The organism is Microbacterium sp. HA-8 (assembly GCF_046111165.1).
Classification (GTDB): domain Bacteria; phylum Actinomycetota; class Actinomycetes; order Actinomycetales; family Microbacteriaceae; genus Microbacterium.
In genome coordinates this window covers 2174258-2193591 of record NZ_CP162025.1, presented here as the reverse complement: position 1 = coordinate 2193591, position 19334 = coordinate 2174258, and the positions used below count along the sequence as shown (strand labels likewise).

Sequence of the window (19334 nt, the reverse complement as noted above, 5' to 3'; positions counted from 1 at the left end):
GTCGTTCCGCGGCGCTTAGCCCAGCCTCAGCTTGCTTGCGGAATGTCTGAGGCTGAGTAGCGTTGGGCCCAATGAGCCACGAGAACCGTGGCAGGAGGGGATGTCATGACCAAGGCACACACCGATTCCAACACCGTTTCGACCAGTTCCGTCGACCCCACCGTCGCCGTCGGCGCGGCCCAGTTCCTCTCCCCCGTCGTGCTCGGCCTCCAGGCCCTCGTCGTCAACGGCAAGCAGGCCCACTGGCACGTGCGCGGGGCGAACTTCGTGGGCGTGCACGAACTGCTCGACGTGATCGTCGACCACGCGGGCGACTGGGCCGACACCGCTGCAGAGCGCATCGTCGCCCTCGGCCTGCCCATCGACGCACGCCTCTCGACGATCGCAGGCAAGGTGACGCCGACGGCCGTCCCGGCCGGCTTCACGGCCTCCGACGAGATGGTGCGCGACGTGATCGCCGACATGGACGCCGTGCTCGCCGACCTCCAGGCCGCCATCGACGGCCTCGACGAGGTCGATCTGACGAGCCAGGACGTCGCGATCGAGATCAAGCGGGGCCTCGAGAAGGACCGTTGGTTCCTCGTCGCCCACGTCAGCGCGTAGCAGCTGTCGTCTAGCTGTACTTCCCCGTGACGTTGTGAACGCGGGCTGAGGGGGTCTGGCCGCCGATGCCGGTGTGGGGTCTGTGGTGATTGTAGTGATGCAGCCAGGCCTCGTAGGCGGAGGTCCGTTCGGCTTCGCTGGCGTAGGGCTTCGCGTAGGCCCATTCGGCGGCGAGGGTGCGGTTGAACCGTTCGACCTTGCCGTTGGTCTGCGGCCGGTAGGGCTTGGTCCATCTGTGCTTGACATCGTCGCCGAGCGCCGCGGCGAAGGCATGTGAGCGGTAGCAGGCGCCGTTGTCTGTCATCACGTTCGCGCGGGTCCAGAACCCGGCGGCGGTCTCCTTGCGTTCGTCGTCGAGGATCTCCGAGTACGCGACACGCGAGTGGTCGTCGACGGCGTGGTGCAGATACCGGTATCCGCGTGAGCCCGCAGCGCCGGCACGTGTCGCCTTCCCGCGAGCGACGCCGGCAGCCCGGTCCTGCACGGACCCCTTGCCGTGCACCCGCCAACCGCCGCCGTCCGGGATCCGGCCCTGCTTCTTGATATCCACGTGCACGAGCTGGCCCGGCGTGTCGAGCTCATACCGCTTCGGCTTGGGCTTGCGGACCGGGAGCCCGGTGGCCTGGTCGATATTCGCGAGCTTCGGCATGCCGTATCGGGCGAGGACACGCCCGACCGTGGAGCGGTGCAACCGCAGCTGATACGCGATCCGATGCGGCCCCCACCGGCGGGTGAACCGCAACGACACGATCCGCCGCTCCGTCTTCTGCGGCAGCCGATTCGGCGACGACTGCGGCCTCGAGCTGCGGTCCGTCAACGCCAACCCGGCCCGATACCGGTCGGCCCACCGCTTCGCGGTCGCCGGTGAGCACTGGAACCGTTCCGCCGCGCGCTGCAACGTCCATCCCTCATCGACGATGAGAACAGCAAGACGACGACGCCCCTCCGGCGTCAAAGGCGCGTTAGCGTGAGTCACGAAGACCTCCGTGGTCAGGGTGCGAGTGTGGTAACCCACATCCTGCCCGGAGGTCTTCGCCTACCTCAGCCGTTCACAACCTGCCGGGGAAGTACATCTAGCCCCCGGTGCCGCACGGCCCGGGGGCTTCGTCATGCCCGGGCCCCGGCATCCCCGCCCGTGCACAACGGCGGATGCTGTCCCCGACGCGCCGCGCGCAGGCTCAATGAACCGGCGTGTCGGCGCTTCCGTCCGAAGCTGTGCACGCCGGGCAGGTCCCTCGGACGGCTCGAGCTCAGGCGATGTGCGTGAGCCGACCGCCGAGCAGGGTCGCGGCGATCCCCATGGCGCGCAGGCCCGGCTCATCCGCGGTCCGGGGATCGGCCGTGCACAGGGCGAGATCGCCGCGCGCACCGGGTTCGATGCGCGCGGCGCCTCCGCCGCTGCCGCCGTGCGTCGATGCATCGAGCGCCGTGCCGATCGGGACGGCCTCCTGCGGACGCCACGGCGCGCGGCCGCCCCGGCTGCGGAAGACCGCCGCAGCCATCGCCGCCCACGGATCGAGCGGTGACACGGGCGCGTCCGAACCGAACAGCAGCGCAGCCCCGGAATCGGCCAGCGCACGCAGCGGATAGGCCAGCGCCGTCTGCGCCGCCCACTCCCGCTCGGTGATGTCGCGGTCATCGAGCGCATGCACGGGCTGCACGCTCGCACCCACGCCGAGGCGCGCGAACCGGGGGATGTCGGCGTGGGCGACCAGCTGCGCATGCTCGACCGTGCCGGTGGCGCCGGTCAGGGCGTACGCGTCGAGGGCTCGGGTGTTGGCGACGTCGCCGATCGCGTGCACCGCGCATCGGAGGCCCGCTCCCGTCGCCTGCGTCATGAGCTCGATCAGCCGTTCGGGCGCAACGGTGAGCAGTCCCGTGTTGTGCGGGTCGTCGGGATAGGCATGCGAGCACGCCGCCGTGCGCGTGCCGAGCGATCCGTCGGTGATCACCTTGAGGGGGCCCACGTGCACCAGGTCGCTGTCGGCTCCGCGGACGGGAGCGCCGGAGACCAGCCCCTCGGCGATCGCGCGATCGAGATACTCCGGGTAGATGCCGAACTCGACGCGCAGCGCGTCGAACCCCCCGACGAGTCTGCGGGTCCAGGCTCCCTCGTTCCAGGCCATGTCGAGATCCACGATCCCGACCACCCCTCGCGCCGCGGCGGCCCGTGCGGCGCGCGTGACGAACGCGTCGGCGATCGCGGGCTCGATGTCGTTCAGACGGCGCGAGATCTCGAACGCCGGCCCCTCGCGCAGCACGCCGTCGTCGGCGAGGTCGACGAATCCCTCCCGACGCAGCGCTGCGGAGTTCAGCCAGACGCTGTGCACGTCGGCGTTGATCAGGTAGGTCGGCACCTCGCCCGTCACCGAATCCAGCAGACCGAGGCTCGGCGCGTCGGGCCAGAGGGCGTCGCGGTATCCCGTGCCCACACGTCGACCGTCGTCCTGGACACCGTGGAGCACGGGTGCATCCGCCATGATGCGCGCCGCGTCGACCGCCGACGCGGCGGAGCCGAGCTCGACCCGCTGGGCGACCAGTGCCCACTGCATCACATGCACGTGGTGGTCCCACAGGCCCGGCGTCAGCCAGCATCCCGTGCCGTCGAGCGCGGCGCCCCGCGGTCGCAGTGCGCCGGCCGGGGCGATGTCGATGATGCGGCCGTCGGCGACGAAGACGTCGTGCGGCTCGTCGTCGCCGCCGGGCAGCGGCGATCCCGCCGAAACGATGCGTGCGCCGAGGACGGCCGTGACGTGCTCGCCGTGGTTCACGGCGTCGGCGCCCGTCGTGCGTCGAGAGCACGTCGCATCTCGTCGGCGAGGGCGGGCTGAGCGTACACGCCGTCGCCCGAGAGTTCGGCGATGATCGTCTCGACGACCTCGGCGGGGCGGTTCTGGCTGAGCTTGCGCTTGGCGACCACACGTGTCGGCGTCAGCCGGAACCCCACCGTGCCGCGCTCGAGGCGCTCGACGAAGACCGGATCGTTCGGCGCCTGCCACATCGGCCGGGGGTGAGCCATCGTGCCCTCGAACCGGTCGACGAGGCGCTCGAGCACGCGGAGGTTGTCCTCGGTGCTGAGCAGCTCGGGTACGCCGGAGAGGTGGGCCGAGACGAAGTTCCACGTCGGCACCGCCGCGACATCGCCGTACCATCCCGGCGAGATGTAGCCGTGCGGCCCCTGGACGATCACGAGCAGCTCCCGGTCGCCGAGACCGTGAATCAGGTCGTCGGGCTTGCCGACGTGCCCCACGATCGTGAGGTCGTCGCGCGCGTCGTCGAGAAGGACCGCGTAGTGCGAGGCGACGGCTCCGTCGGCGGTGTGGCTGACGAGGGTCACCCAGGGATTCAGGTCGATCAGCCGACGCAGTTCGCCGACGTCGGTCATCGCGAACGAGGGATTCTGGCGCACCCGATCAGCCTACGATCCGCGCGTGCGGATGGATGCTGTCAGCGCTGACAGCTCGGGCACCAGTAGAGCTTGCGGGCACCCATTTCCTCGAGCAGCACCTCGGTGCCGCATACCCGGCACGGCAGACCCGCGCGGTGGTAGACCCAGTGCCGGTCGTCGCGGTGGGCCATCGCGCGTCGGTACGCGTCGGGGTCGAGGTCGTCCATCGTCATCATCTGGCCGGTCTCGACGCCGATCGCGAGCAACCGCACCCAATCGCGCCACAGCTCGCGGACTACATCGGTCGGCACGTCCCGGCCCGGCGTGTGCGGGTCGAGCCGTGCGCGGAAGAGCATCTCGGCCCGGTACACGTTGCCGATGCCGCTGACCACCGCCTGATCCATCAGCAGCAGACCGATCGGCGTCGTCTTCCTGCGCACCGCCGTGACGAAGCGCTCCTCCCCCGCGGCGACGTCGTCGACCAGCGGGTCGGGTCCGAGCTTCGCGATGGTCGCGGCGACCTCGTCGGGGTTCTGCAGCTGACAGGCAGTGGGGCCCCGCAGATCGGCGCAGGTGCTGCCCGTGAGCAGACGCAGACGCACCTGGCCGACCACGGGCGGGGGCCATTCGTCGCCCTCGTCCGCGAGCCCCGTCGTCTGCTCCGACATGCGCACGTGCACGCGCGCCCGGCGCGGCGCGCCGATCGAACTCAGGGAGTTCTCCCCTGCGGCATCGAACACGGGCTCGCCCTCGAGAGCGGTGCCGCGCTGGTTGGTCTGTCCCATACGCCCGTTGGCGGCCGCGATCGTCGGGTCGACGAGGATCTCGCCCGCGAAGTCCCAGGCCCCGTACATCCCGAGGTGTATCCGCAGCCACAGATCGGCGTCGAATTCGAGAAACATCTGCTTGCCGACGGCGCGCACCGAGACCGCCGACCGTCCGTCGATGGCCGCGGCGCCCTCGAGGAACCGGCCCTGCGGGCTCGAGGCCGAGACCTCGCGCCCGACATAGTTGCGGTCGAACTGCCGGGCGATCCGGTGGACGGAGTGCCCCTCGGGCATCAGCCCGCCTCGGGGTCGATCGCGTCGGCCGACTCGCCGCCGGCGGGCGCTGCCGCCCGCGGGTCGGGCAGGAGCGAGCCGTCGATCTCGTAGGCGCCGACCTGGGCGATACGGCGGACATGCCGCTCGTCCTGCGAGAACGGCGTGGCGATGAAGGTGTCGATGAACGACGCGGCCTCTTCGAAGGTGTGTTGACGTGCACCGATCGCGATCACATTCGCATCGTTGTGCTCCCGGGCGAGCTCCGCCGTCGCCGTGCTCCAGGCGAGGGCGGCGCGCACGCCCCGCACCTTGTTGGCCGCGATCTGCTCGCCGTTGCCCGAGCCGCCGAAGACCACACCCAGAGCCTCGACGCCCTCGGCCTGATCGCGCACGACGGCCTCCGCCGCACGAATGCAGAACGCCGGGTAGTCATCGACCGGGTCGTACTCGAGGGGCCCGTGATCGATGACCTCGTGGCCCTGGTCGCTGAGGTGGTGCTGCAGGCGGGTGGAGAATTCGAGACCTGCGTGATCGGTCGCGATGTGGATGCGCATGGCATTCATCCTAGGGAGCGCCTACGGGGCGATCCCGGATGCTGCCGGCTTGAACCCCGCACGGATGTTCTCGCAGCAGGCGGGCCGGCACACGTCGAACCACGGTCCGAGGTCGGTCACGTGCGGTCGATCGGCGGCCGGGGTGCCGTGCAGTCGCTCCTCGACGAGATCGACCAGACCCGCGACGTAGGCGGGGTCGATGCCCGGGGTGGGCGTGCGCACGGCACGCAGACCCGCCTCGGCGGCGGCATCCATCGCCTCGGTGTCGAGGTCCCACTTGACCTCCATGTGATCGCTGACGAAGCCCAGCGGCACGATGACGACCGCTCTGCCTCCCTGAGCGGGCAGCGTCTCGATCACATCGCAGACGTCGGGCTCGAGCCAGGGCTGGGTCGGCGGGCCCGAGCGCGACTGATAGACCAGCTGCCAGGGCACGGTGGCGGCATCCGCGTACTCGTCGGCCACCTGCGCCATGATGTACTCGGCCACGGCGAGGTGCTGCGCCTCGTATGCTCCGCCGTCGCCCCATTCGCGGTCGCGCGGGCCGGAGCGACGGGCGTCGTCGATCGGCACGCTGTGGGTGGAGAAGAGGACGTGGATGGCGGCGGCCTCCACGCCCTCGGCGAGGAAGCCGGCGACGGCTTCGCGCACGCCGGCGACGAAGGGCGCGACGAAGCCCGGGTGATCGAAGAACTGACGCACCTTGTCGATCGTGACGGTGCCTGCCAGCCCCGTATCGGTCAGGACGCGCGCGAAGTCCTCCCGGTACTGCCTGCAGCTCGAGAACGAACTGTAGGCGCTCGTGGCGACGGCGAGGAGGGTCGTGTCACCGGCCTCGGCGGCCTCTCGCACCGCCTCGTCGAGGAAAGGGCCCCAGTTGCGGTTGCCCCAGTAGACCGGCAGGTCGATGCCGCGGCGGGCGAGCTCACCCTCGATCGCGGTCTTCAACTCGCGATTCTGCGCGTTGATGGGGCTGATGCCCCCGAAGTGCCGGTAGTGGTGCGCGACCTCTTCGAGGCGTTCGTCGGGAATACCCCGCCCGCGGGTCACATTGCGCAGGAACGGGATGACGTCCTCCTGGCCCTCGGGGCCGCCGAAACTGGCGAGGAGGATGCCGTCGTACGGCACCGGGGTCTCGATGTGGGCAGCGCCGCCGGCCGCGGCGGGCGAGGCGTGGAGGACGACCGGATCTGTCGCGGGGGTGTCGATGGGCACGTCCCCAATCCTGCCACCCGGCGACATGGTCGGCGCCGCGTCACGGGGCGTAGGCTGGGGCGGTTGCCACCGGCGCCAGCAGCCCGGTCGCGACATCCGCGTCGGCGCGTCCGCGCCTCCACCCACCACCCACGGGAGCATCGCAGTGCCTGGAGAGAACCTCACCCGCATCGAGGCGCAGGAGCGCCGCGCCGTCGTCGAGACGCACTCCTACGACGTCGATCTCGACCTGACGAAGGGTGCGGAGGTCTTCGGATCCCGCACGCTCGTGCGCTTCGGCGGCACCCCCGGCGCCTCGACGTTCATCGACCTGATCGCGCGCGAGGTCCGCGAGATCACCCTGAACGGGCGCTCCATCGATCCCGCGACGGCGTTCGCGGACTCGCGCATCGCGCTCGATGACCTGGCTGCCGAGAACGAGCTGATCGTCGACGCCGACTGCCTGTACACCAACACCGGCGAGGGCCTGCACCGTTTCGTCGACCCCGTCGACGGCGAGGTGTACCTCTACTCGCAGTTCGAGGTGCCCGACTCCCGACGCATGTACGCCGTCTTCGAGCAGCCCGATCTGAAGGCCGAGTTCCGCTTCACGGTCCGGGCGCCCCAGGTGTGGAAGGTGATCTCCAACTCCCCCACGCCCGAGCCCGCACCCGAGGGCGACGGATCGGCGACGTGGGCCTTCGAGCCCACTCCGCGCATCTCCTCGTACATCACCGCGCTCGTCGCGGGGCCCTACGAGTCCACGTTCTCCGAGCTCACGAGCGCCTCCGGCCGTGTGATCCCGCTCGGCGTGTACGGCCGCAAGAGCCTCTGGCGGCACCTCGACGCCGACTACATCTTCGAGAAGACGCGGCAGGGCTTCGCCTACTACGAGGAGAAGTTCGACTACCCCTACCCCTTCGCCAAATACGACCAGCTGTTCGTGCCCGAGTTCAACGCGGGTGCGATGGAGAACGCGGGCGCGGTCACCTTCACCGAGACCTACGTCTTCCGCAGCAAGGTGACCGACGCGGTCAAGGAGCGCCGCGTCGTGACGATCCTGCACGAGCTCGCGCACATGTGGTTCGGCGACCTCGTCACCATGAAGTGGTGGAACGACCTCTGGCTGAACGAGTCCTTCGCCGAGTGGGCGTCGACGATCGCGACCGCCGAGGCCACCGAGTGGACGGCTGCCTGGACGACCTTCAACGCCATGGAGAAGACCTGGGCCTACCGGCAGGACCAGCTGCCCTCGACGCACCCCGTCGTGGCCGAGATCAACGACCTCGAAGACGTGCAGGTCAACTTCGACGGCATCACCTACGCCAAGGGCGGATCGGTGCTCAAGCAGCTCGCGGCCTGGGTGGGGATCGAGCAGTTCTTCGCCGGCGTCGCGGCGTACTTCGCCCGCCACGAGTGGGGCAACACCGAGGTGGGCGACCTGCTCGCCGAGCTCGAGGCCACGAGCGGCCGCGAACTGTCGTCGTGGGCGAAGAAGTGGCTCGAGACGGCCGGAGTCAACACGCTCTCCCCGCTCATCGAAGAGGCGGCGGACGGCACCATCTCGCGTTTCGCGATCGTGCAGACCGCTCCCGCCGACTACCCGACCATCCGCCCCCACCGGCTGGGTGTCGGCTTCTACTCGGTGAAGGACGGCGCGCTCACCCGCGTGCACCACATCGAGCTCGACGTGGACGGCGATCGCACCGATGTCGACGAGCTCACCGGCCTGCCGCGTCCCGATCTCGTTCTGCTGAACGACGACGATCTCGCGTACGCCAAGATCCGGCTCGACGAGCGCTCTCTCGCCACCGCGATCGCCCATCTCGGCGACATCTCCGATCCGCTCGCGCGCTCGCTCGTCTGGGGCGCCGCATGGGATCAGACCCGGGATGCCGAGGCCTCGCCCTCGGACTACGTCGATCTGGTGCTGCGCAACATCGGCGCCGAGACCGAGTCGACCACCGTGCGCACGACTCTCGCCCAACTCCAGCTCGCCGCCAACTCCTACGTCGCGCCCGAAACGCGCGATGCCACGCGCGTGCGTGTCGCCGACGGCCTGTGGGATCTCGCGCAGAGCGCCGAGGCCGGCAGCGACAGCCAACTGCAGTTCGTGACCGCGTTCGCCAACGCCGCCGCGGTGCCGGCGCAGTGGGAGACGGTGCGTGCGCTGCGTGCCGGCGAGACGACTCTCCCCGGCCTCGAGATCGACACGGACCTCTCCTGGCAGCTCCTGGTTTCGCTCGCCGCGGGAGGCGTGGTGACGGCCGCCGACATCGAGGATGCGCTGGCCGCCGACAACACCTCGAAGGGCGCCGAGTTCGCCGCTCTCGCCCGTGCCGCCCAGCCCTATCGAGAGACGAAGCGAGCCGCCTGGGACTCGCTCGTGTCCAAGGCCGACCTGCCCAACACGATCGTGCGACAGGCGGCCCTCGGCTTCACCCACCCCGCGACGGCGCACCTGCTCGAGGATTTCGTCCCGGCGTACTTCGAGATGCTGCTGCCGATCTGGGAGTCGCGCACCTACCAGATCGCCCAATACCTCATCACGGGTCTGTATCCTGCGCCGCTGGCGAACGCCGCGCTGCAGGATGCGACCCGCGCCTGGCTGGCCGCGAACCCGGATGCTCCCGCGGCTCTGCGCCGGCTCGTCAACGAGAACCTCGCCGGGGTCGAGCGTGCGCTCTCGGTGCAGGAGCGCGACGCCGCCTGACTCTCACCCGCGCGGACCGGTACCACGGTACGACCCGCGACGGAGCAAGAACCCCCCTGGGTCGGACGCGATCCAGGGGGGTTCTTCCGTAGCGTGAAGCCATGATCGTCGCAGAGAACCTCAGCAAGGACTTCGGGGCACGGCACGCCGTCGCAGACGCCAGCTTCACCGTCAGGCCCGGGAGGGTCACCGGCTTCCTCGGGCCCAACGGTGCCGGCAAGTCGACCACGATGCGCATGATCGTGGGCCTGGACCGTCCCACCGGTGGGCACGTCACCGTCGATGGGCACTCCTACGCCTCGATGCGCGCTCCCCTGACCGAAGTGGGTGTGCTGCTGGATGCCAAGGCCGTCCACACCGGACGGAGCGCAACCAATCACCTGCGCGCGATGGCCGCGACCCACGGCATCCCCCGTTCCCGGGTCGACGAGGTGATCGAGATCACCGGTCTCGGGTCGGTGGCTCGCAAGCGCGCGGGCGGATTCTCCCTGGGTATGGGGCAGCGCCTCGGCATCGCCGCTGCACTCCTCGGCGACCCGCACACCCTCATCCTGGACGAGCCGGTGAACGGCCTCGACCCGGAGGGCGTGATGTGGGTGCGACGGTTCGTCCGGCAGGCGGCGGCGGAGGGTCGCACCGTGCTGCTCTCGAGCCACCTGATGAGCGAGATGGCGGTGACCGCCGACCACATCATCGTCCTCGGGCGCGGCCGGGTGCTCGCAGATGCCTCCGTCGGCGACATCGTCTCCCAGTGGACGCGTCATTCGGTGCACGTGCGCAGCCCGCAGGCGGGTGCGCTCGCCGAGGCGCTGGCGGGCGAGGGCATCACCATCACCTCCGTCGAGACGGGCGTGCTCGAGATCGCCGGGATCGACGCCGCAGCCGTCGGTGATCTCGCCGCCCGCGCCGGAATCACCCTGCACGAACTCACCCCGACATCCGGAACCCTCGAGGACGCCTACCTGCGCCTGACCGGCGACGACGTCGAGTACAAGACCAAGGACATCGCATGAGCACCCTCACCACGCCCGCCCCGGACCTCACCTCGAAGCGCCCCGCCGACCCCCGCGTCCACCTCACGGTCGGTCGTCTCGTGCGCTCGGAGTGGATCAAACTGACGACGGTGCGTTCGACCTGGTGGTCGATCGCGCTGGTGATCGCGCTGTCGATCGGGCTGAGCCTGCTGATGGCGGCATCCTTCGCCAGCTTCGCCGGCACGGGCGGGGGAATGCCGGAGGGCAACTCGGTGGCCGTGCAGGTGATCGTCTTCAGCACGGTGCTCACCCAGCTGCTCGCCGTCATCCTCGGCGCGATCACCGTGACCGGCGAGTACTCGACGGGAATGGTGCGCTCGACCCTGACCGCGGCGCCCGCCCGGCTCGGCGCCCTTCTCGCAAAGGCTCTCGTCGTGGGAGTCACGATGTTCGTGACGAGCGTCGTCGTCTTCGCCGTCACGGCGGTGGTGACAGCCCCGATCCTCGACGCGAACGCGCTCGACATCGGCGACGCGGACTCCTCACTCATGCCGCTGCTCGGTGCCGCGGGCTACCTCGCGCTGATGGCGATGATGGGCGTGGGCCTCGGCTTCATCATCCGCAACGGCCCCGGCGCGCTCGCCGTCGGCATCGGGCTGGTGTTCGTCGCGCCGCTGATCGTGAGCTTCTTTCCGCGGGTCGACGACTTCGCATGGATCCACGACCTCGCCAGCTACCTGCCCTCCAACGCCGGGCAGTCGCTCTTCCTCTCCAGCGGCATCTCGGGCAACCCGCTCGAGACCGCGCCCGCGGTCGTCACGATCATCGCGTGGGCCGTGGCCGCTCTCGTCGGGGGCATCGCGGTCCTGAAGACACGCGACGCGTAGAGTCGGTCGATGCCCGCAGCACGCGACCTCGTCCTCGGCCAGGGCGTCCACCCGGCCGAGGACGAGCTGCGTCTGCCGCGTCCTCCCGGGCTGATCCGGCGGTTCTGGTCTCGGCATCCTCTCGCCGCCGACATCCTGCTCGCGGTGCTCGCCTTCGTGCTCACGACCCCGGCGCTCGTCATGCGGTCTCCGGTTGCCGCACCCGCAGGCGGCTGGTCGCTCGGCGCCGCCTTCGCCCTCTTGATCGTCGGCTGCATCGCGCTCGTGTGGCGCCGACGATGGCCCGTGTCGGTGTTCTCCCTGTCGCTGGTTCCGACGCTGCTGTTCGACCCCAGTCTGTCGACGACGCTCAGCGGCCCCGTCTCGGTCATCGCGATGTACACGATCGCCGTCTACCGGGGCGCCCGAGTGTGCTGGATCGCCTTCGCCGTCGCCGGCGGTCTGATCGCCACCCAGACGCTCGTGGGCGTTTCCGCCGAACCATCGAGTGCGGGAACGTACCTGAACGTCGATATCAGCACAGTCGTCTTCCTTCTGCTCGGGGCGTTGATCGGCGTCAACGTCGGCAACCGCAAGCGATACCTCGAGGCCCTCATCGCACGCTCCCGGCAGCTGCTCGTCGAACGTGATCAGCAGGCTCGACTCGCGGCGGCCGCAGAGCGAACGCGGATCGCCCGCGAGATGCACGACGTCGTCTCGCACTCGCTCACGGTGATCGTCGCCCTCTCGGAAGGCGCGAGCGTCACGGCCGATCCGGAGCGTTCGCGCGAGGCGTCGCGGGCCGTTGCGACCACCGCCCGCGATGCGCTGACGGAGATGCGGGAGATGCTGGGCGTGCTTCGCGATGACCGGCCGGAGGACGCACCCCTCGCCCCCGCGCAGGACGGCTCGCTCGATGACATCGTGGATGCCGCGCGCCGCGCGGGATTTCCGGTGCAGCTCGCCCTCACCGGATCGCCGACCTCTCCGCCGGCGATCATGCAGGCGATCCGCCGCGTCGTCCAGGAGGGTCTGACCAATGCGATGCGGTATGCGCACGACCCGCGGTTCATCCGGGTGCACGTCACCCACGCGCCCGCCGAGATCACGGTCGACGTCCGCAACGACGGTTCCCGTCCGCACGAGCCCTCCCGCGGCACGGGCCTCGGACTGATGGGACTGCGCGAGAGGCTCGAGCACCTCGGCGGCACCCTCGAGGCCGGAATGATCTCACCCGATCAATGGCGCCTGCGCGCCCGAATCCCGCTGGAGGGGGCGAATGAGTGAACCGGCCACGATCCGGGTGCTGCTGGTCGATGACCAGCAGCTGATCCGCATCGGCTTCCGCATGGTCCTGGAGGCCGAACCCGACCTTCTCGTCGTCGGTGAGGCCGCGAATGGAGTCGAGGCGCTCGACGCCGTTCGCGCGCACGCACCCGACGTCGTGCTGATGGATGTGCGCATGCCGCGTATGGACGGCATCTCGGCGACCGCCCAGATCCTCGCCGAACGCCCCGCGTGCCGCGTCATCGTCCTCACCACCTTCGATCTCGACGAATACGCCTTCGGTGCCCTCGCGGCAGGCGCCAGCGGCTTCCTCCTCAAGGACGCCCAGGCGAGCGAGCTCACCGCCTCGATCCGGGCGGTGCATCACGGTGACGCCACGCTGTCCCCGCGCGTCACGCGCCGCCTGCTCGACCTCGTCGGCGGCCGACTGCCACACGCCGGCACCGATCGATCCGCGCTGGCCGTCCTCACCGAGCGCGAGCGTGATGTGTTCGCCGCGATCGGCGCCGGCCTGACCAATACCGAGATCGGCGCCGCGCTCTTCGTCAGCGAGTCCACCGTCAAGACGCATGTCGGCAGGGTGCTCGCCAAGCTGGGCGCGCGAGATCGCGTGCAGGCGGTCATCCTCGCGCACCGTCTCGGCGTCACCACGTCGGCGCCGATGCCCGAGTCCGGCGCGGCGCCGGCCGCCCAGGTTTCACGAGGCTTGCCTGGGTAGGATCGGTCCCGATGTTCACAGCGGCAACCGGCGAAGACACCATCACCGATCCCGGCTGGTGGGCCGAACTGCTCGACCGTGCCGCGACGGGCGGCTTCCGCCTCATCAACGCCGCGCTGATCATCATCGGCGCACTCCTGCTGGCCTGGATCCTGCGCATCGTGATCCGCCGCGTCGTCAACCGCATCGTCAGCGGTGCCAAGAACAAGGCCAACGTCGACGACACCCAGGCCCTCGAGCGATCGCCGCTCGCGGCGGTCCGGCTCGTGCAGCGCACGCGCACCCTCGGCTCGATCCTGCAGAACATCGTCAACGTCGCCGTCGGCGTCGTGGCGATCGTGCTCGTCATCAATGCGATCGCCCCCAACGCCCTGGGCTCCCTCGCCCTGCTGACGGCCGCGATCGGCGCGGGCCTCGGCTTCGGCGCGCAGAACATCGTCAAGGACGTGCTCAACGGCATCTTCATCGTCGCCGAAGACCAGGTAGGCATCGGCGACGTCGTCGATCTCGGGCTCGCCACCGGCGTCGTCGAGTACGTCAGTGTGCGGATCACGCACGTGCGTGACGTCAACGGCACGCTCTGGTACGTGCGCAACGGCGAGATCACGCGGATCGGCAACATGTCGCAGGGGTGGTCGCGCGTCATCATCGATCTCGCCGTGCCGGTGGATGCCGACATCGAGGCCGTCGAGACGGCAATGCTCGGCGCCGCCAAAGCACTGGCGAAAGAGCCGAAGTGGCGCACGCGGATCATCGAGGCCCCCGAGGTGTGGGGCCTGGAGTCGGTGTCCGGCGATGCGCTCGTCATCCGTCTCGTCATGAAGACACGCGCGAACGCGAAGGACGATGTCGCCCGTGAACTGCGCATGCGCCTCAAACGGGCCATCGACGCGATGGGACTCACCCTCCCCCAGCTCAACTCGATCACCCTCACGGGGCTCGAAGGCGCGCAGCGTGTGCGCGGCGCCAATCCACCCAAGACGCGCCCCACGCCGGTCGCCGTCGCGGAACGTCCCGTCTGGAAGCCCAAACGCACCTCGAAGCGCGCGACGGAGAAACCTGCCGGAAACGGCGCGGACGAGAGTGCGACAGCATCCGACCAAGCGGACACCGACCACGAGGAGAAGCCGTGACCGCCGAAGAGGGCACCCCGCGCTCGTTCTACGAGGAGGTCGGGGGCCACGCGACGTTCGTCGCCCTGGTGGACGCCTTCTATCGGGGAGTCGCGGACGACGAGGTGCTGCGCCCCATGTATCCCGAAGAGGACCTGGGCCCCGCCGCCGAGCGGCTGACGCTGTTCCTCGAGCAGTACTGGGGAGGGCCCACGACGTACAGCGAGACCCGCGGGCACCCTCGGCTGCGCATGCGGCACGCGCCGTTCCACGTCAATCCCGACGCCCGCGATCGGTGGCTGCGCCACATGCGCGCCGCCGTCGACGAGCTTGAATTGGCGCCGCTGCACGAGGCGACGCTGTGGGACTACCTCCAGCGTGCCGCCATGGCCATGGTCAACACCTTCGAGGCGAGCTCGATCGGCCCCACCCGGGCGGGCCGGGCGGAGATCCCGGGCGGGCTGGCCGCGCCCGCCGCGCCCGCGTCGTCGAACGAGGACTGATCGCCCGCGCTCAGACCGTGAGCTCGGCGCCGCGCACCAGGACGTGACCACGGCGAAGGCTCACGCGCGCCCACGCGCCGGATCGATGCACACCCGCCGCCTCGCCCCCCGCGATGAATCCGAGGGAGAAGGCCGCGAACCCCACGCCGCGGGGCAGACCGAACCACTCGGAGACCGGCTCGCCCCAGACGGCGGAGCGCACCTTCTGCACGAGTTCGGCTCCCGCGTCACGCGGCACATCGTCCGCGACGCGGGCGATTCCCTCGTGCGCACGCGCGGCCAGCGCGGCCGCGTCGATCTCGCCGACCCGCCGCCAGGCGCCGCGTGGTGCACCCACGCCCGCCCAGACCGCCCGTACCGCGCTCGCCGGCAGGGTCGCACCTCGCGGATCCTGCGGATCGGCGGCGATGCCCGACGCGTTGACCGTCAGATCGCACACGAGCTCGGGGTCCACCGGAAGCACGCGCAGGGCGAGGATGGTGGGCGTCGCATCGAGGATTCCCCGCGGGATGAGGGCCGGCGCCCACATCGCCAGCGTTCCCCCGGCCGCCTGGAGCCGAACCTCCGGGTCGGAGAGCCTGGCCGTGCGCGAGGCGAAGGTGAGGAGGTCGTCACGCGCCTCGGAGTCGGCGAATCTCAGGGCGGCAGGCATCCCTTCTAAACTACAGGCGGCGGTGCTCCCGACCGACCGCCCGAGGAGTGCCGTGACCGATTCGCCCGACGCCGCAGCATCCGATCCCGTCGGCCGCTTTCTGCAGACGCTGCAGCTGCGCGGCGGCGAAGCACGGACGACGGAGGACATCTTCGTCGGCAGATCCGAACCGATGCCCTCGGGCCGGGTGTTCGGCGGACAGGTGCTCGGGCAGGCCGTGATCGCCGCCGAACGCACGGTGCCCGAAGGCCGCGCGGCGCACTCGATGCACGGATACTTCCTGCGACCGGGGGATGCGACGCGCGACATCACCTTCTCCGTGGACCGCATCCACGACGGACGCTCCTTCTCGGCGCGGCGCACGCAGGCGTATCAGGAGGGCGAGCCGATCTTCTCGATGATCGCCTCGTTCCAGGCCGAGGGCGCGGGATTGGACCACGCCGCGGCCATGCCCGAGGGAGTCCCCGGCCCCGACGAGGTCGCCCCCCTGCATCCGTCCGCCGGCGCGCAGCATCCTCTCTCGCGACGCCTGCTCGATGATCGCCCGGTCGAGGTACGCCACGTGCTGCCCGACATCTACCTGCGTCCCGACGCCGAACGCCGCCCGACCAATATCGCGTGGGTGCGCGCCCGGCGCGCCCTCCCGGATGACCCTGCGCTGCACCGCGCGGCGATCGCCTACATCTCGGACATCACGATCCAGGAGCCGATCATGCGCGCGCACGGCATCGAGTGGGTGCGCAGCGGCCTCAAACTGGCGAGCCTCGACTCCGCCCTGTGGTGGCACCGCCCCGCGCGGGTCGACGACTGGCTGCTCTACGTGCAGGAATCTCCGAGCGCGAGCGGCGGCCGCGGTCTCGCGACCGGGCGCATGTACACCCGCGACGGGATGCTGGTGGCGAGCATCGCGCAGGAGGTCGTCATCCGGGTGCCCTGACCCCGGCGCCGGCTTCGCGGCCGGGCGCCTCAGCGCCGACGTGCGTACGCGATCGGCTCGCCGACGTAGGGCTGCCAGGCCGCACGCTGCTGGTCGCTGAGTCGGCGCGGGCGGCCGGAATCGGCATCCACCATCACCACGATCGCGCTCGACCGCGCGTACAGGCGCTGCTCGCCGCCCTCGCGCGGGCTCCAGACCTCGTAGCAGACCTCCATGCTCGATCCGCCGAGGTTGCCGAACCACATCTGCACATCCAGCGGATGCCGCTGGTACGGCACCGGCAGCAGGTACTCGATCTCCTGCCGCGCGATCAGGGTCAGCGCGCCGTGCTCGACACCGGAATCCAGGACGGCCGTCGGCGGCGCGTCTTCACCCGCTGCCGGACGCCAGAAGGCCCGCACGCGCGCCTCCTCCAGCAGCTTGAGCATGGAGGTGTTGTTGACGTGATTGAACGCATCGAGGTCGCCCCAGCGCAAATGGATCGGCATGTGCAGCCGGGCGCCCGTCGCGACGGATCCCGACCCGGTCGAGACGGGCTCGGAGCCTGCCGGGACGTCAGTCACGAGTGAGCTTGCGGTAGGCCGAGCGGTGCGGCTTGGCGGCGTCGGGGCCGAGTCGCTCGATCTTGTTCTGCTCGTAGGCCTCGAAGTTTCCCTCGAACCAGTGCCAGTTGTCGGGATCGTCGTCGGTGCCCTCGTACGCCAGGATGTGCGTGGCGATGCGGTCGAGGAACCAGCGATCGTGTGTGATCACGACGGCGCAGCCGGGAAAGTCCAGCAGTGCGTTCTCGAGGCTGCCGAGCGTTTCGACATCCAGGTCGTTGGTCGGCTCGTCGAGGAGGAGGAGGTTTCCGCCCTGCTTGAGGGTGAGCGCCAGATTCAGCCGGTTCCGCTCACCACCGGAGAGCACGCCGGCCTTCTTCTGCTGATCGGGCCCCTTGAACCCGAACTGCGAGACGTACGCGCGGGAGGGGATCTCGACCTTGCCGACCTGGATGTAGTCGAGTCCGTCGGAGACGACCTCCCAGAGCGACTTGTTCGGGTCGATGCCGCCGCGGCTCTGGTCGACGTAGGAGATCTCGACGGTCTCGCCGATCTTCAGGTCGCCACCGTCGAGCGGCTCCAGGCCGACGATCGTCTTGAACAGCGTCGTCTTGCCGACGCCGTTGGGACCGATGATGCCGACGATCCCGTTGCGGGGCAGGGAGAAGGAGAGGTCATCGATCAGCACACGGTCGTCGAAGCCCTTGCGCAGCTTCTTGGCCTCGAGGACGATCTGGCCGAGGCGCGGGCCCGGCGGAATCTGGATCTCTTCGAAGTCGAGCTTGCGGGTGCGGTCGGCCTCGGCCGCCATCTCCTCGTACCGCGCAAGGCGAGCCTTGGACTTGGCCTGCCGTCCCTTCGCGTTGCTGCGCACCCACTCGAGTTCGCTGGCGAGGCGCTTGGCGAGCTTCGCGTCCTTCTTGCCCTGTACCTGCAGACGTTCCTGCTTCTTCTCCAGATACGTGGAGTAGTTGCCTTCGTACGGGTAGAGGCGGCCGCGGTCGACCTCGCAGATCCACTCCGCGACGTGGTCGAGGAAGTACCGATCGTGCGTCACAGCGAGCACCGCACCGGGGTACTTGGCCAGGTGCTGCTCGAGCCAGAGCACGCTCTCGGCATCGAGGTGGTTGGTCGGCTCGTCGAGCAGAAGCAGATCCGGCTTCTGCAGCAGCAGCTTGCACAGCGCCACTCGACGCTTCTCGCCGCCGGAGAGGTTCGCCACGATCGCCTCGGGCGGCGGGCAGCGCAGGGCATCCATCGCCTGCTCGAGCTGGGAGTCGAGGTCCCACGCGTCGGCGGTGTCGATGTCCTCTTGCAGCGTGCCCATCTCAGCCAGGAGCGCGTCGAAGTCTGCGTCCGGGTCAGCCATCAGCGCCGAGATCTCGTTGAAGCGATCCAGCTTGCCCTTGATGTCGCCGACACCCTGCTGCACGTTCTCGAGCACGGTCTTGTCTTCATCGAGCTCGGGCTCCTGCATGAGGATGCCGACCGAGTAGCCCGGTGAGAGCTTCGCCTCGCCGTTGGATGGCTGGTCGAGACCCGCCATGACCTTGAGGATCGTCGATTTTCCCGCGCCGTTCGGTCCGACGACGCCGATCTTCGCGCCGGGGAGGAACGCCATCGTGACGTCGTCGAGGATCACCTTGTCGCCGACCGCTTTGCGGGCGCGCACCATCTGGTAGATGTACTCAGCCATATCCGGTCCAGTCTACGGGCGTCGGCGGACCGCGCCCCGCCTCACCAGTCGATCGGGCGCGTCTGTCCCACGAGGCAGTGCGTTCCTTCGATCACCGGAAGCACGACCGTGACGGGGTCTCCCGTCTCGGGGCCCACCTGCCCCACGAGGCATTCGTCGGCGAAGAGCACCGAGAACTGGATGCTCTCAACCGGGTTGCCGAGCGTCGTGGTGTCGTTGGTGACCTGCATCGCGTTGCGATCGAATCCCGCCGCCACCAACGCATCGATGTACGCGCGGCCGGCCGCGGAGTCGGGCCCGGCCCACACTCCCCCGACGACCTCCGCGAAGTACGGCAGGTTCTCCGTCGCCGTCCCGTCCGGCACGAAGGCGGGCGCCGCCGGCTCGGAGGGCGACTCGACGGGCGCGGGCGCGACGGTGGCCGACGGAGTCGACGCGACGGGCTCGGGGGCGGCCGTGCACGCGGTCACAACCGCTCCGACGGCGACGAGCACCAGCATCCGCTGCGCGCCGGTGAGGGCGGAGCGTGGGGAGCGGGGCACGTTGCGAGTC

General features: G+C 69.8%; 19 protein-coding genes. 9 read left to right on the top strand and 10 right to left on the bottom strand.

Annotated elements, in window-relative coordinates; genetic code table 11:
* The first annotated feature begins 105 nt into the window (after nt 1–105).
* A complete protein-coding gene (locus AB2L57_RS10445) occupies nt 106–603 on the top strand; it encodes a Dps family protein (RefSeq protein WP_409047027.1) in 498 nt (165 codons plus the stop codon).
* A gap of 10 nt (nt 604–613) precedes the next feature.
* Here the strand turns inward: AB2L57_RS10445 and AB2L57_RS10440 are convergent, their stop codons facing one another.
* From AB2L57_RS10440 to AB2L57_RS10415, 6 genes are all read right to left on the bottom strand, one after another.
* Nucleotides 614–1579 carry an IS481 family transposase gene (locus AB2L57_RS10440; protein WP_409047026.1) on the bottom strand — a complete coding sequence of 322 codons (966 nt, stop codon included), beginning with the start codon at nt 1577–1579 and terminating at the stop codon, nt 614–616.
* A 274-nt stretch (nt 1580–1853) separates the two neighbouring features.
* Nucleotides 1854–3374 carry an amidohydrolase gene (locus tag AB2L57_RS10435; protein ID WP_409047025.1) on the bottom strand — a complete coding sequence of 507 codons (1521 nt, stop codon included), beginning with the start codon at nt 3372–3374 and terminating at the stop codon, nt 1854–1856.
* Nucleotides 3371–4012, bottom strand: a complete 642-nt coding sequence (locus AB2L57_RS10430) for an FMN-binding negative transcriptional regulator (protein ID WP_292814478.1) — start codon at nt 4010–4012, stop codon at nt 3371–3373. Before AB2L57_RS10430 ends, AB2L57_RS10435 begins: the two co-directional genes overlap by 4 nt.
* 38 nt (nt 4013–4050) lie before the next feature.
* Nucleotides 4051–5052: an Fpg/Nei family DNA glycosylase gene (locus AB2L57_RS10425; RefSeq protein ID WP_409047024.1), complete on the bottom strand. Its 1002-nt coding sequence runs from the start codon at nt 5050–5052 to the stop codon at nt 4051–4053.
* Nucleotides 5052–5588, bottom strand: coding sequence for a ribose-5-phosphate isomerase (locus AB2L57_RS10420; protein ID WP_292814484.1), 537 nt, complete (start codon nt 5586–5588; stop codon nt 5052–5054). Before AB2L57_RS10420 ends, AB2L57_RS10425 begins: the two co-directional genes overlap by 1 nt.
* A gap of 21 nt (nt 5589–5609) precedes the next feature.
* Nucleotides 5610–6830, bottom strand: a complete 1221-nt coding sequence (locus AB2L57_RS10415) for a ferrochelatase (RefSeq protein WP_409047023.1) — start codon at nt 6828–6830, stop codon at nt 5610–5612.
* 118 nt (nt 6831–6948) lie between these two features.
* Between AB2L57_RS10415 and pepN the strand changes: the two genes are divergently transcribed.
* The 7 genes from pepN to AB2L57_RS10380 all read left to right on the top strand — a co-directional run bounded on the left by pepN (nt 6949) and on the right by AB2L57_RS10380 (nt 14955).
* Nucleotides 6949–9495, top strand: coding sequence for an aminopeptidase N (gene pepN / locus AB2L57_RS10410; RefSeq protein ID WP_292811007.1), 2547 nt, complete (start codon nt 6949–6951; stop codon nt 9493–9495).
* 101 nt (nt 9496–9596) lie between these two features.
* Nucleotides 9597–10508, top strand: a complete 912-nt coding sequence (locus AB2L57_RS10405) for an ABC transporter ATP-binding protein (protein ID WP_292811005.1) — start codon at nt 9597–9599, stop codon at nt 10506–10508.
* The gene (locus tag AB2L57_RS10400) at nt 10505–11356 is read left to right on the top strand and encodes an ABC transporter permease (protein WP_292811003.1); all 852 of its coding nucleotides are present in this window, start codon (nt 10505–10507) and stop codon (nt 11354–11356) included. The genes AB2L57_RS10405 and AB2L57_RS10400 overlap by 4 nt, the downstream gene beginning before the upstream one ends.
* Nucleotides 11357–11365: 9 nt before the next feature.
* Nucleotides 11366–12622: a sensor histidine kinase gene (locus AB2L57_RS10395; protein WP_292811001.1), complete on the top strand. Its 1257-nt coding sequence runs from the start codon at nt 11366–11368 to the stop codon at nt 12620–12622.
* Nucleotides 12615–13340, top strand: a complete 726-nt coding sequence (locus AB2L57_RS10390) for a response regulator transcription factor (RefSeq protein WP_292810999.1) — start codon at nt 12615–12617, stop codon at nt 13338–13340. Before AB2L57_RS10395 ends, AB2L57_RS10390 begins: the two co-directional genes overlap by 8 nt.
* An 11-nt stretch (nt 13341–13351) precedes the next feature.
* Complete coding sequence (locus AB2L57_RS10385) at nt 13352–14473, top strand: mechanosensitive ion channel family protein (protein WP_292810997.1); 1122 nt, start codon at nt 13352–13354, stop codon at nt 14471–14473.
* Nucleotides 14470–14955 carry a globin gene (locus AB2L57_RS10380; protein WP_292810995.1) on the top strand — a complete coding sequence of 162 codons (486 nt, stop codon included), beginning with the start codon at nt 14470–14472 and terminating at the stop codon, nt 14953–14955. Before AB2L57_RS10385 ends, AB2L57_RS10380 begins: the two co-directional genes overlap by 4 nt.
* A 10-nt stretch (nt 14956–14965) precedes the next feature.
* On the opposite strand, the gene AB2L57_RS10375 is transcribed toward AB2L57_RS10380, so the two are convergent.
* The gene (locus AB2L57_RS10375) at nt 14966–15607 is read right to left on the bottom strand and encodes a hypothetical protein (protein WP_292810993.1); all 642 of its coding nucleotides are present in this window, start codon (nt 15605–15607) and stop codon (nt 14966–14968) included.
* A gap of 52 nt (nt 15608–15659) precedes the next feature.
* Here AB2L57_RS10375 and AB2L57_RS10370 point away from each other — a divergent pair, with 52 nt between their 5' ends.
* Nucleotides 15660–16544: an acyl-CoA thioesterase gene (locus AB2L57_RS10370; protein WP_409047022.1), complete on the top strand. Its 885-nt coding sequence runs from the start codon at nt 15660–15662 to the stop codon at nt 16542–16544.
* Between the two features lie 29 nt (nt 16545–16573).
* Here AB2L57_RS10370 and AB2L57_RS10365 read toward each other — a convergent pair whose 3' ends face one another.
* The 3 genes from AB2L57_RS10365 to AB2L57_RS10355 all read right to left on the bottom strand — a co-directional run bounded on the left by AB2L57_RS10365 (nt 16574) and on the right by AB2L57_RS10355 (nt 19324).
* Nucleotides 16574–17032 (bottom strand): thioesterase family protein, encoded by a 459-nt coding sequence (locus tag AB2L57_RS10365; RefSeq protein WP_292811011.1) that lies wholly within the window; start codon nt 17030–17032, stop codon nt 16574–16576.
* Between the two features lie 67 nt (nt 17033–17099).
* Nucleotides 17100–18782, bottom strand: a complete 1683-nt coding sequence (ettA, locus tag AB2L57_RS10360) for an energy-dependent translational throttle protein EttA (RefSeq protein WP_409047021.1) — start codon at nt 18780–18782, stop codon at nt 17100–17102.
* Between the two features lie 41 nt (nt 18783–18823).
* Nucleotides 18824–19324, bottom strand: a complete 501-nt coding sequence (locus tag AB2L57_RS10355) for a DUF6993 domain-containing protein (RefSeq protein WP_292810989.1) — start codon at nt 19322–19324, stop codon at nt 18824–18826.
* Nucleotides 19325–19334 lie beyond the last annotated feature (10 nt).